This window comes from Pseudoprevotella muciniphila (genome assembly GCF_003265305.2).
Taxonomy (GTDB): domain Bacteria; phylum Bacteroidota; class Bacteroidia; order Bacteroidales; family Bacteroidaceae; genus Alloprevotella; species Alloprevotella muciniphila.
The window spans coordinates 1,358,835-1,372,579 of the sequence record NZ_CP033459.1 but is presented as its reverse complement, the minus strand read 5'-3'; the positions used below and the strand labels follow the sequence as shown (position 1 = coordinate 1,372,579).

Genomic DNA, 13,745 nt, shown 5'->3' with positions numbered 1-13,745 from the left:
TTGAGTTATCGTCAGTAATTCCGCACGTTCTTCCCATCTTGGTTTCATGCAAAGCGTTCTGTAACTTGCAGATTTGATAATTAGACGCAAAAAGACGGTATTAGTTTAGTTTGTTTTCACTTTTTTTCGAAAAAAAAACACATTCCTCGCATGAAATGAGTAATTTTGCGTAAAACCTAATGTGGAACAGATTATGAAATACGCGAATTATATCTCAAAGATTGAAATCCGCAGTTTGTGGAGCGGACGTCGTCATGTTAAATGGACGCTTCGCCCCGATGTGAACGTGCTTAGCGGTAAGAATGGCGCAGGGAAGAGCACCATCCTCAACCGCATCGTGCAGAACTTGCGCAACGCACCATATTCAGGAGAGATAGTAAAAAACGAGTTCGCCGATGTCAAGGTGGTGTTTGACCCCAGTGATGCCACATGCATACGTTATGACATTATCCGCAGTTTCGACAGAATACTGATGGACAACGGGCGCACACAGGTCATCACAGACGAACGCATCGTGACAGAACTCGATTGGCAACTCTATCAGTTGCAGCGCCGCTATCTCCACTATCAGGTGAATGTGGGTAACAGAATGATTCAGTTGCTCACGAGCGGCTCGCCCGATGCGCATGAACAGGCAGTGAAGGCTTCTGCCATGAAGACGAAATTCTTGGATATGGTGGACCAACTCTTTGAAGGGACGGGCAAGAAAGTGGACCGCCAGAGCAACGAACTGCAATTCCTGCAGTACGAAGAGGTGCTTAAACCATACCTCCTCTCAAGCGGTGAAAAACAAATGCTGATTATTCTCCTCACGGCACTCACGGAAGACATGCAGCCATACGTTTTCCTGATGGACGAACCCGAGGCAAGCCTTCACTTCGAATGGCAGAAAGACCTCATCACGATGGTGCGCACGCTCAATCCTAACGCACAAATCATACTTACCACGCATTCGCCCGGTGTAATCATGAAAGATTGGCAGCATGCCGTGACCGAAGTAGACAATATAACTACATAAGGGCTATTTTCAACAATTATCTGCAACATGTCGCGAAAAAGAAACAGAAACGCTGCTTATGGTACCACTAACATGGGTGGTGGCCTGACGAGTTATATCAATTCGGATTATGTTTCCGCATTGAATAAACTCAACGGGGCGGGTGCGCGCAAGAAAATCGTGGCATACGTGGAGAGTTACAACGACATCTTCTTTTGGAGCAACCTGCTTCGACCCCTCGAGAACGAAAAATTCTATTTTGAGGTGATGCTGCCCTCCAACGAGTCGCTCGGCAAGGGAAAGAAAATAGCCATCGGCAATCAACTCGGCGACAGACTCGGCGGCTGCATGATCGCCTGTGTGGACGCCGACTACGACTACCTCATTGAAGGCTCTACACCCACCAGTGTCGAAGTGTGCAGCAACAAATACATCTTCCACACCTACGTCTATGCAATAGAAAACTTCCAGTGTTACGCCCCATCGCTGCATGGCGTGTGCGTCATGGCGACGCTCAACGACCACCGCATTTTCGACTTCGAATCCTTCCTCACAGCCTATTCGCGCATCATCTGGCCACTCTTCGTATGGAACGTCTGGGCATATCGGTATGGGCAGTACAAGAAATTCTCGTTGCTCGACTTCTTCAATATCGTAGGTCTGAATGATGTCAACCTTTATCATCCGGAAGCGAAACTCAATGCGCTTCAGCACCGCGTCAATGCCAAGATATCACGACTCTACAAGGAATTTCCTGAAGGTAAGAAAACGTACAAACCCCTGCGCGACGAACTCTTGCAAAAGGGTCTGACACCCGAAACAACCTATCTCTACATGCGCGGACACGACTTGCAGGACGGCATAGTAACACCCCTCATGACCGCAGTCTGTGAACGCCTGCGCAGAGAGCGGGAAAGGGAAATCAGAAACAACGCCGTACACCGCACACAGTTCCAGAACGAACTCAGCGGCTACCAGCACTCCACCGCTGCCGTAGAGGAAATGATGCGCAAGCAGACCGGCTACACCGCAGCACCGCAATATCAACAAATCATCGCCAATATCAAAGACTTCCTTGCTGCTGAGGGGCTCTTGGAGCTGGGAGAAAGTGTAAAATAATCTATATCAAACTGATATAATGAAGAAAATGGGAATACCTCTTATAATAATCGGCGCAATTTGTCTCGCATTAGGCATTTATTTTGTGGCGCGTTCAGACAGCAAATCGCAGAAAGAAACGAGTTCAGTGGTCAATGAGAATTACAAGATGGGCAAGGACTTCGAAGAATACGTTGTAAATCTGCTCAACCCCAGACAGTTCAAACTTATAGAAAAAGTGAACGATTATAGCGGACAGTACCATAAAGCGGAGCGTAACAAATATTGCGATATAGTGTTCCGTGATAAAGCCACTAATAAAGAGTTTGCCATAGAATGCAAATATCGCTCATCGTGGCACGAGTATAATGGCGACATGAAGGTGTCGTGGGTGGAACAATATAAGATTGACGACTACAACAAGTTCTCGCGTGACAAAAATATGTCAGTAGTCGTGATGCTCGGTGTAGGAGGAACACCCGACCACCCTGCAGACTTGTACTGCATACCTCTGAGAGCTCTTCAAGAACCTTTTCCTATTCGTAAGTCTTATGCAGAGAACTTTCGCCTAAATCCCGACAAACCTATTTATTGGTCGAATAACATTCATAATCTGGAGAATAGATAGAAGCATTATATCATTCTCAACTCTGAAAAGAACGAAGATTTGAATAGCGAAGACCTTTAGGGAGTGGGAGAGTAGAACGTTGACTGTTCTCGCCACAATCTGTGTAATCGCCAAGCGGAGCAATGGCAAAATTTATGAAATCCTTGCTTTAACAAGCGAGTAATCTTGATTTGTAATTCGTGGTTTTTTTCGGAGTTCCGAGACCCTATCGCGAAGCAGAGAATTTGTCCTTTGTGGTCTTTTGCTGTGGGTTAAATTGATGGCTATTTTATGGAAATTCATGGAGGAAGAAGGCTAAGTATCGTTCGTGGTTCATTTCAGTTCGTGTACGTGTTCCTTCAGTTTTTATTATTTTTGCCCAATAAAAGCATTTAGTCATGTCAACTATAATATATCCTTCTCCGATTTTCGGACCTGTTCACAGCCGTCGGCTCGGTGTGTCGCTGGGCATCAACCTGCTTCCGGGCGACGGTAAGCAGTGTAGTTTCGACTGCATCTACTGCGAGTGCGGTTTCAACAAGGACCACGTGACACATTCTCCGCGTCCCACGCGTGCCGAAGTGGCAGCAGCGCTTGAGCGACAGTTGCAGAAGATGGTGGCAGAGGGCGTGCTGCCCGATGTGATGACCTTTGCAGGCAACGGTGAGCCCACGCTTCATAAAGATTTTGCCGGAATCATCGACGATACCATCGCGTTGCGCAACCGCTACTGTCCGAAAGCAAAAATAGCCGTACTGAGCAATGCCACGCAGTGTATGCGCCCCGCCGTGCATGATGCGCTCATGAAGGTGGATGATAATATCCTGAAACTCGATACGGTGGATGCCGAATATATCCGCCTCACGGACCGCCCCGTGGGGAAGTATGATGTAGAAGAAATCGTCAGGGCTATGGTGGCTTTCGATGGACATGTCATCGTGCAGACCATGTTTATGAAAGGTATGCACAACGGCATTTCGGTGGACAACACCAGCGATGAATTCGTACTGCCATGGCTGGACGCCCTGAAGACCATCCGTCCGCAGCAGGTGATGATCTACACCATCGACCGTGAGACACCCGACGCCAACCTCCGGAAAGCCACACACGAGGACCTGGACCGCATTGCAGACATCCTGCGTGCTGCCGGTTTCAACACTTCTGTATCTTATTGACGCTCTCAAAACTCCATTATGAAAAGGAATAGTACACCTTCGCAGCATCCACTCCTTGAAAAAATTGTCAACACGGGCTTTCTCGAGTTCGTGGGCGACGGGCTCGTTATAGCCGGTCTGAGCGGTGGTGCCGACTCCGTGGCTATGGTGCTGGCGCTAAAGGCACTTGGCTGTCGGTTGGTGGCAGCGCATTGCAACTTCAGATTGCGGGGCGAGGAGAGCGAGCGCGATGCGGACTTTGTGCGGCAATTCTGCGAAGAACAAGATATTCCTCTCGAAATGGTGCAATTTGATACACAGAACGAGGCTTCGCGGCTCGGATGGAGCATAGAAATGACGGCTCGCGAACTGCGTTACGACTGGTTTGAACAGTTGCGCCAGAAACATGATGCCGTATGCATAGCCGTGGCGCACCATCGCGATGACAGCAACGAGACGCTTTTGCTCAATCTTTTGCGCGGCACAGGGCTGCGAGGACTGTGCGGTATGTCGCTGAAGAACGACCGAAATGTGGTGCGACCACTCATAACATGCAGTCAGAGCGAAGTGCTCGATTTCCTGAAAGCCTGCGGCGCAAAATATGTGGAGGACAGCAGCAATACCGATACGCGGTATAAGCGCAACAAAATACGCCACGAAGTAATACCTCTCCTGCGCACTATAAACCCTTCCATCGACAGTTCGTTGCAGCAAACGGCAGACCACTTGCGCGAATATTTCCAGTTTGCTGAGAGTCATCTGCAGAAAACTATCGCAGCGCACGAAACGGTTGTGAACGGCATCCATCGTCTGCCGCTCGATTGGCTCAGAACGGAGCCGTACGGTCACCTCATCGTGCGGCATTGGCTCGAAGGCAAGTTTTCTTCGACGGAGGTGGACGAAATAGCGAAACTCAACGGCAGGGTAGGGGCATTGTACAAGAGTGCCACGCATATTTGCACACAGTCCGCCTCCCACCTTGAATACTGTCCTGCTTTCAGCCCCTTGGCAAAGGCGTTCCTGCCTGACGAAGGCTCTTTGGAATTGCTGGGCTTCGGAACCCTCTCTGTGGCTGTAACAGACAACCGCTTGATAGACAAGATCCGCCCATGGTGCGCCAAACTTGATAAGCGTGCCGTCGTGGGCAGGTTGTGGGTGAGAAACACTGAAGAAGGCGACAGGTTTGTGCCTTACGGCATGAAAGGCTCGAAACTCGTGAGCGACTACCTTACTGATAAGAAACTTTCGCGCTTGGAAAAGATGAAAACACTCGTTGTGGGTGACGATAATGGCATCCTCTGGGTAGTAGGGCATCGCATCGACGCAAGGGCTGCCATAACAACAGAGACAGAAGATGTTTTATCGCTGGATATGCGTTTAAGCCGAAGAATAGTGAACTAATTCGGTTTTTTTTTGTAACTTGCAGCCCCAAAGGGAACTTCACGTGAAATTTAAGGACCTCATCATAGTTTGCAAGATACTTGCGGCGGGTATTGTGCTTGCCGTTGCTGCATCATGTACCGGCGAAGACCGTTCCGGTGAACAGCCCTTTAAGCCCACCGTGAGAACGCTGAATGTGGAGGTGGCAGATCAGGCTGTAACCGTTACTGGTGAGATAGAGGCTTCACCTAACAGTAGCATACGCGAATGTGGGTTCGAGTATTGGTCCGACAACCTTTCCGCGGTGAAGGTGCTGTCGGATGATTCTACATCCATTTTCCGCGCCACAGCCGACTCGTTGGAGCCTGGCGCATACAGTTGCACTGCATTTGCTAGAAACGGTATGGGCACATCGCGTGGCGACACACTATCTTTCAACATCGATTAACAGCCTCATACAGGCAACATACATATATTTACCATGAAAAAACTGACTACTTTATTATTGGTTCTATCCTTTATTATCTTTGCACCTTTTGGCGGCTTGACGCTAAAAGCACAGACTGAAAGCGGAGAATCAGTGGATGAGAAACCTCTCCTGACTATAGGATGTCTGTCGGATTTACACAACCAGCAAGAACTCATCTCTTGTGCCATAGACTCCATACGCGTGCGCGGTACTGTGCTCAACACGATGGCTAAGATGAAGGCAGACGAAGACCTTGATATTATTATCATGGGAGGCGACTATACCAGCGACTGTACCATTGACAAAGCCCATTGGGAGCGCATACGCGACTTGATGCGGCAAGCCACACGCGGAGGATTCAAAGATACGCGCACCCTTCGCCCTGTACTTTATGCCACAGGTAACCACGACTATGAAGTAGCCAACCTTAATGGACTGCCGAAGCCTTACAATTCAGCGGAATACTATCCCGTGATGGAGGAGGACGTGTATCCACTTTCCGACGATGACAAATTCTACGAGACGTGCGACAATGGTACGTTGGGAAAGACTTCCGTGCTTGCGGCGTTTCATTATGTGGTGGATGGCTTCGACTTCGTGGTACTCAACTGCGGAAAATACCAATGGGCTGACGCATGGGACTACCAATACAGTCAGGAGTCAGTGAACTGGGCTATCATGAAGTTGCAGGAGATTTATGCCGACAATCCCGACAAGACTGTGTTTTTCTTGCTCCACATTCCTTTTGGCGACTCGAAGGGTATCAGCGCCTACTCCAAGGGAATAGAGTGTAAAGACCCGAGAAGTACGGGGTGGCAACTCAAGCAGGAACTGGCAAAGCACCCCAATCTCATCATGCTTTATGGGCATGACCATCATACCGACTATGCCTATTCGCGCTATCGTACGTCGCAACGAATCACTCGTTACGACAATGCCGGTAACATCATCTCTACGACAGACTCCACACATGTGGATGGACCTCTCGAGAACCTCCGTTCAGACAGTGTCGCGCGGGTTACCTTCAAGAGTATGCAGAGCGGCAAATATCTCAACTATTCTACTGAGAACAATCTGTCAACTCAAGACGCGCCCACAGAAGTAATGATTTCTGCAGCATCGAACAATGCAAATGCATTCATCCTTCAATTTGCGGACAGATACCTGTTCTGCGGTAGTTCTGCCACATTCTCGGGCGGCGAATCTGCTGTGCCCATCTATGTTTACAGATATGTGCGTTCCACATCTACGAGGGTATATGGCAGAAGGGTGCAGAATTTCAGCGATTTTGTACCTGGTGAGAAGTTTATTTTCGTGGCTCAGGCAACGAAGGACAACCTCTATTATGCTTTGTGTAGCGATGGAACAGGAAGCGGAAACAGTTCACGTCTCAATGGTGTGAAAGTGCTGAGCCCAATCACCAGTCCGAATGTATATTTCGACTTAAGTCCTGGTGAAACAGCCGTTTGGGAATTGGCTGCAGACAGTGGTCAGATTGCAGGGATAGTCCCCATTACGAACGGTATCGTGTGTCTGCGCAATCAGGAAGATGGCAGGTATCTTTCCTACGACTCCCGAAGCACCTGTATGTCGGACAAACCAATGCTGTGCGAACTGTCTATGAACGGCACTGTTGCCACAGTGAAGTTGGATGGTCTGCCTTTAGGTCTGGGCAGAAGCGGATCTGTTACCCGTGTTGATGGCGGAACAGTGAAATTCTTTGAGGTGGAGTATGCTTCGGCGGATACTATCACAGCAAATCTTTGCAGCGCTCTGAAAATAGGCGGAAAATACATCGTTGTAGTCAACAATTCTACCAATTCGTATGCTATGGGTAACGAGTTGGTGAACAAAGGTACCGCTTATCAGATGCTTAGGAGTGTGCGCATTACGCCTGAGGGCGACAAATTGACCATGGCACGAAATGACAAAGTGATATGGAACATTGAAAAAGCACCGGAAGGAGAACCTTCGTTTATTTCGGCTTTCATGGGGTCTATGCGCTATGCCTTGAACACCATTGATACTCAGGTAAACACCTCAAACTCGCGAATTGTGCAGGCTCTTGTAATCTATGTATACAAAGACCGCATCGTGTTCCAAATGAAGAATTATGGCGAGAGTGGCACGTTCAGCGGCATTAACGTCACGAAAAATCTTGCATCCTACACAGTCTATCGCAATGTGGATAATTCTACAGTAGGTATCGAAACGCCTTCTGTCATAAAAACCTCTAAGGCTGCAGGCATCTACGACTTGCAAGGTCGCCGTGTTATGAAACCCAAACGCGGACTCTACATTGTGGATGGAAAGAAGACGTTTGTGAATTGAAAGTTTTCAGAAATCTCCAAACATAAAGCACCGCTGCCAGAATGTTGGTAGCGGTGCTTTATGTTTATATGTTCAGACTATCTGATGAAGGTCTTTACATCATGCCTCCCATGCCCGGGTTAGCCATAGGCATTTCGGGATGTTCTTCCTTCTTGTCGCAAATCACACATTCTGTGGTGAGGAACATGCCTGCCACGCTTGCAGCATTTTCGAGGGCAACACGTGTTACCTTGGCGGGGTCAACCACACCGGCTGCGCGGAGATTTTCGTAAGTGTCGGTCTTGGCATTGTAGCCGAAGTCGCCCTTGCCTTCGCGCACCTTGTTCACAACCACAGCACCTTCAAGACCTGCGTTGGTGCAAATCTGGCGAAGGGGCTCCTCAATGGCTCTGCGGATGATGTTGATACCTGTTGTTTCGTCGGCATTGGCACCGGTGAGACCCTCGAGGGCAGCCTGTGCGCGGATGTATGCCACACCGCCACCGGTTACCACACCTTCTTCAATGGCAGCACGAGTAGCACAGAGTGCGTCGTCGCAACGGTCTTTCTTTTCCTTCTGTTCTGTCTCGCTGGCTGCACCAACTTCGAGCACGCAAACACCACCGCTGAGTTTGGCAAGGCGTTCCTGAAGTTTCTCTTTGTCGTAAGAAGAAGTAGTGTTGGCTATTTCGTTCTTAATCTGATGTATACGGTCTTCAATATTTTCTTTGCGACCTTCGCCGTTCACGATGGTGGTGTTTTCCTTCGTGATGGTAACCTTCTCAGCAGAACCGAGCATTTCGATAGTGGCTTGTTCGAGTTTCAGCCCCTTATCTTCGCTGATAACCACACCGCCAGTCAGTACGGCAATGTCCTCGAGCATGGCCTTGCGACGGTCGCCGAAGCCCGGAGCCTTGACAGCGCAAATCTTCAGTTGTGAGCGCAGGCGGTTCACTACGAGTGTGGTGAGCGCTTCGCTGTCAACGTCCTCTGCAATAACGAGGAGTGGACGGCCCGATTGTACTGCAGGTTCGAGGATGGGGAGGAAGTCCTTGAGGTTAGAGATTTTCTTGTCGTAGATGAGGATGTAAGGCTTTTCCATGACACACTGCATCTTTTCTGCGTCGGTAACGAAGTAAGGTGAGAGGTAGCCACGGTCGAACTGCATACCCTCAACGGTCTTGAGCACGGTGTCGCGTCCTTTGGCGTCCTCAATGGTGATAACGCCGTTTACGCTTACTGCGCGCATACCGTCGGCGATGAGTTTGCCGATTTCTTCGTCGTTGTTGGCACTGATGGTTGCCACTTGCTCAATCTTGTCATAACTTTCACCAACTTGCTCGGCTTGCTTCTTGAGGCTTTCTACAACTTTTGCTACAGCCTTGTCGATGCCGCGTTTCACGTCGAGGGGATTTGCACCGGCTGCCACGTTCTTCATACCTTCTGCAAGGATAGCCTGTGCGAGAACTGTTGCTGTGGTTGTTCCGTCGCCGGCATCGTCGCCAGTCTTGGATGCAACACTCTTAACGAGTTGTGCACCAGCATTTTCGAATGTACCATCGAGTTCAATCTCCTTTGCCACGGTCACACCGTCCTTCGTGATGCGGGGTGCACCGAATTTCTTTTCGATAACAACGTTGCGGCCTTTAGGACCGAGTGTTACCTTTACGGCTTCTGCCAATGCGTCAGCACCCTCTTTGAGGAGGTTGCGCGCTTCTACGTTATATTTAATTTCTTTAGCCATTGTCTTCTGAATTTAATAGTTTGTTGACTTTGTTTTTCTTTTCTTTAGTTTGTCTTTGGAAGAATGATTAACAGATAACGGCGAGAACGTCGCTCTGGCGCATGATGAGGTACTTCTCACCATCGAGTTCCACTTCTGTGCCGCTGTATTTGCCGTAAAGCACGTTGTCGCCTGCTTTGAGCACCATTTCTTCGTCCTTGGTGCCGTTTCCGGCTGCAATGACTTCGCCCTGAAGCGGTTTTTCTTTTGCTGTGTCGGGGATGATAATGCCACCAACTGTCTTTTCTTCTGCAGGAGCCGGTTTAATCAGTACTCGGTCTGCCAATGGTTTGATTGTCATGATGTTTTGATTTTTATAGTTGTTTTTATTGTTTCTTGCTGAATATAGAAAGATGTTTTTTATCTTTCAGAAAGGGTTATATGCGAAAACCGTGCCAAAACGAAATATTTAGTATTTAAAAATCACCGACACAAACATGTCGGTGATTTAATATTGACAGTGAAGTGAATAATTTTATTTAATATAAACTTTCTTACCACTGCCTGTGATGTAGATACCCTTCGTTGGACGCATCGCGCGTTGACCTTGCAGGTTATAGAGCGTGTTGTCTGCACCATTGCCGAGTATGACAGCATTTTCAATGCCCGTGGTGTTGAGCGAGAAGACAAGTCCGTTTCCGGGCGATGTCAGTGTCGGCAGGTCGCTTGCAAGCATGTAGGCGCGGTTGGCGGGCACTGTGGTAACAGTTCCTATATAGATACCTTGTCCGCTCGTACTATTATTCGTAATGTTGGCTACAGTGCCTGCTGTGATGCCGGTCATCTTGAGGAGTGTGCCGCGTAGCAGGTTGCCCGAAGGTGCTGCGGTGTTGTCGTCGGGCACTACTTCTATGGTGTGTGTTTTACGCTCACCAATAAGTACTGCAGGCGTGTATGCCGGAACGAGTCCTCCTGGCAGTGGTTCGAGCACGAGTACATCTGTACCGTCCTTCACTGTCATTTCTATCGCTGTGTATGCAGTCAGACCTTCTGGCATGCGTATAGCGAAGGGGAGATATGCAGAGGTGAGTAATGATGAGGCAACAGACAACTTAATCTCAGGCACTTCTTCGAGTTTCCAAAGGTTGTTGTTGTCGCCTGTGCCGCCACTCCAATAGCCAAGGTTTGTACCGCTTGCACCACCATAGTTGTTGAGGTATTGTCCGTTGGTCTTGTTGTAGAGTGCCCAAACGTCATCACTTTGATTAACGAGGGTGTATCCGCCTGCTGCGGTTTTTTCCATAAATTTAGCATTGCTGTTTGAAGAACCACCAATGGAAAGACCTGTGTTGAGGTTGACGAGGTAGTAAGAACCATCGCCCACAGGCTCGAAGCGCCAGAGTTGGTGTACGTCGGTGAGCGTACTTGTGGTAGTTGCAGTAGCGGCATTGTTCAACATGTCGTCTGAATAGTTACCATTGATGTCGGTAGTAACTGCAACGGATGTGATGGGCTTGTTGCGTACGTTGCTCACAATGCGGTAGATTTTATTGCCTGGCTTGAAGGTTTTGCTGACCGCTTCGTAGCAGCGGATGCGTGTACCGTCGTATCCCACAGCCATAATGTATGCTGCATCTTCAGCCTGCGGATATAGCACTGTTGTGAAACTGTGACTGTCGTTGCTGCCGAGCCCGTACATGGTGATGCGTATGAGCGAGTCTTCGCTGTTATAGGTTTCAAATGCCACGGCATTTTTCCATACACTGTGATCCACTCTGACAGTGCTGCCGCTTGCTGTACAACCGCTGCCCAATGTGGAGCCTTCCAAAGGTTTGCGCTCGGCATAAGTCTGCCAGTTGTGAGCCGTGATGTAGTTTACTTCGTCGGTTATTTCTGCATAGCCCTTACTGCTGACGTGTCTCTTCAGGGTGTTGATCATTGATGCATTTATCTTCAGCCATCCTTTGCTGTAGTCCTCAATGTATGCGTTGATGGGGCGGAGCATGCCGGCTTTTTCAAAGAAAGGCAGGAAGTTCATCTGTGTGCTGTCGCAAACGAGTTTCATGAACTGTACTTGCAATCTTCCGTTGCTTAGGCTGTTGTCTGATAATTTACGCATGCCTTCCATTACCTTTCCGTACATGTTAGGTGAGCGGCCTGCAAGATGTGTGTAAAGTTGCAACTGCCATAGTGGCACGCATTTCAGGAAGTGGTCATAGTTGCGTGTCTCCACATTAGAATAGGTGGACAACTTATTGCCGTTATAATCTTCGTTCTGAACATTCACTATTGTTGGTGTTGCACCATGATAGTCGGGTCCGTCCTGAAGTTGCCAACTGATACCTTTGCGAACACCCTCTTCAAGATATGCCTCGAAACGTCCGCCTCTCATGCCTGCATAGTCGTCTATACCCGATTTCTCGTCTTCAAGGCGGAGGCTGTTCTTGTTGCCCAGGTTGTATTGCACCCATGCAGAGTAGATGTTGTTCGTTGTTTCGCCGCAACCACTCCATTTAAAACTGCGGGTGAGTTGGTTGTTGTGACCGAGTTCGTGAGCCATTCCCCAGAAGTCGAGGCTTGAAGGAGTGCCTGAAATACATGCTCCCACACTGCTCTTGACCACTGCTGCTCCTATGTTGTCGGCAAACATGAAGCCGCTGTGTACCACGCGGAAGAATTGTCTGTTCTTTGGTTCCTTATTGTAATAGAGAAGTCCCATCACTTCGCGTTCCCTGCGAACAATCTCATCGTATGCTTTAGCCAGTTCCACACCATTGTTGGGGCAGTTGGCTTTGAATGTCTCGAGTGGGAAAGCCACTTGCAGACGCTTGGTGCGTACATCGAGAATGTCGCTCGTAGCATTGCTCAGGAGTTTCTTCCAGTCTGCATTTGTGTCACCGCGATCAAGGTCGAAGTAGCCTGTTACAGTGGCGTTGATGAAGTGAAGTTTTACGTTGGACAATGTGGCGTAATTGTTGCTGTAGTACGATACATAGCCATTTCCTCTGTGGGTCGGTGTGATGACATTCAGACCGTTGTGCAGCATGAAACTCGACTGCGACTGTGCCTCGTCGTCACTCGCCTTGCCCCAGTTCTTTATAATCAGGGACACAGATTCGGAAGAAGGTATGTCTTGAGCAAGGATGTAAATCGATTCGTTGGGTTTGAAATAAATACCTGTTGGGTTCTCGTAGGCGCAGTATTCTGCAGAGATTTTCAGACGAGAACGAAGGACAGAGAGAGTTTCATAAGGCTCAAATTCTCCAACACGGTATTTCTTGTAGCCGTCAGCGTCAGAAAGCAATGAACTTACAAGTGTTTTCACTGTTTCGTTCCCTATGCCGTCTGCACTTGTAACTGTGCTTTTGAGTTGTGTGCAGAGTGCATCGTCGAAATAGTTGGCAAGTTCATTCTGCATGGTATTGTCTGCCTTGTAGAAGGATATTTCTGCTGCACTTGCCCATCCGCCTTGTCCGCTTTTGATACACAGGCGGACGCTGCGTACATTATCCACACCCGTTTTGCCAAGGTAAATGTAGGCTTCGCTACTGCTGCCTTGGAGATTGACCGTAGTTACTTCTGTGGTAACGTCCGAGTAGGTCGTCGTTGCTGCAGAAGAAACGTACACCGTTACTTCCTGAAAGTTGCCGTTCGTACCGCTCGAACGTGGTGTGTACTTGATGTAGTCCACGTGCGATGTGCTGGAGAGTGTGAACGTGGCGTTCACGGGGAATGAAGTTCCCGAGTAGGCACTGTGCCAGATTGTGGAAGTGTTGCCATCGTAGGCTTTCTCTATGCCTTCACCCGACTGGTAACTCGTTGCAACTGCGTTCGTAACCGTCAGTTTCGTGTCTGCCGCATAAGCACTGGTGCTTATTGCTACCAGCATGATAACGACGAGAGCGCATAGTTGAGAGGTAATTTTTCTCATGACATCTTAATTTTTAAGTTCCGTTTAATTTCTGCAAAAGTAAGCAATTTTTCCGAGTGTATAAGTACCTTTAATT

At 48.7% G+C, this 13,745-nt stretch carries 10 protein-coding genes; 7 read left to right on the top strand and 3 right to left on the bottom strand.

Annotated elements, in window-relative coordinates:
- The first annotated feature begins 190 nt into the window (after positions 1–190).
- The 7 genes from C7Y71_RS05550 to C7Y71_RS05520 all read left to right on the top strand — a co-directional run bounded on the left by C7Y71_RS05550 (position 191) and on the right by C7Y71_RS05520 (position 8,036).
- Complete coding sequence (locus C7Y71_RS05550; RefSeq protein WP_193215991.1) at positions 191–1,018, top strand: AAA family ATPase; 828 nt, start codon at positions 191–193, stop codon at positions 1,016–1,018.
- A gap of 27 nt (positions 1,019–1,045) precedes the next feature.
- A complete protein-coding gene (locus C7Y71_RS05545) occupies positions 1,046–2,116 on the top strand; it encodes a DUF4435 domain-containing protein (protein ID WP_226943578.1) in 1,071 nt (356 codons plus the stop codon).
- A gap of 19 nt (positions 2,117–2,135) precedes the next feature.
- Positions 2,136–2,723, top strand: a complete 588-nt coding sequence (locus C7Y71_RS05540) for a hypothetical protein (protein WP_111897391.1) — start codon at positions 2,136–2,138, stop codon at positions 2,721–2,723.
- A gap of 377 nt (positions 2,724–3,100) precedes the next feature.
- On the top strand, positions 3,101–3,877 hold the full coding sequence (locus tag C7Y71_RS05535) for a radical SAM protein (protein ID WP_111897390.1): 777 nt from the start codon (positions 3,101–3,103) through the stop codon (positions 3,875–3,877).
- Positions 3,878–3,895: 18 nt separating this feature from the next.
- The gene (tilS, locus tag C7Y71_RS05530; RefSeq protein ID WP_111897389.1) at positions 3,896–5,257 is read left to right on the top strand and encodes a tRNA lysidine(34) synthetase TilS; all 1,362 of its coding nucleotides are present in this window, start codon (positions 3,896–3,898) and stop codon (positions 5,255–5,257) included.
- A 43-nt stretch (positions 5,258–5,300) separates the two neighbouring features.
- Positions 5,301–5,684, top strand: a complete 384-nt coding sequence (locus tag C7Y71_RS05525; protein ID WP_111897388.1) for a hypothetical protein — start codon at positions 5,301–5,303, stop codon at positions 5,682–5,684.
- 33 nt (positions 5,685–5,717) lie between these two features.
- Entirely contained in the window at positions 5,718–8,036 is a 2,319-nt protein-coding gene (locus C7Y71_RS05520; RefSeq protein ID WP_111897387.1) for a metallophosphoesterase family protein, read from the top strand.
- A 94-nt stretch (positions 8,037–8,130) separates the two neighbouring features.
- Here the strand turns inward: C7Y71_RS05520 and groL are convergent, their stop codons facing one another.
- The 3 genes from groL to C7Y71_RS05505 form a co-directional block, all read right to left on the bottom strand.
- Positions 8,131–9,759: a chaperonin GroEL gene (gene groL, locus C7Y71_RS05515; RefSeq protein ID WP_111897386.1), complete on the bottom strand. Its 1,629-nt coding sequence runs from the start codon at positions 9,757–9,759 to the stop codon at positions 8,131–8,133.
- 67 nt (positions 9,760–9,826) lie between these two features.
- The gene (locus C7Y71_RS05510) at positions 9,827–10,099 is read right to left on the bottom strand and encodes a co-chaperone GroES (protein WP_111897385.1); all 273 of its coding nucleotides are present in this window, start codon (positions 10,097–10,099) and stop codon (positions 9,827–9,829) included.
- Positions 10,100–10,273: 174 nt separating this feature from the next.
- Complete coding sequence (locus C7Y71_RS05505) at positions 10,274–13,669, bottom strand: M60 family metallopeptidase (protein ID WP_111897384.1); 3,396 nt, start codon at positions 13,667–13,669, stop codon at positions 10,274–10,276.
- Between the last annotated feature and the right edge of the window lie 76 nt (positions 13,670–13,745).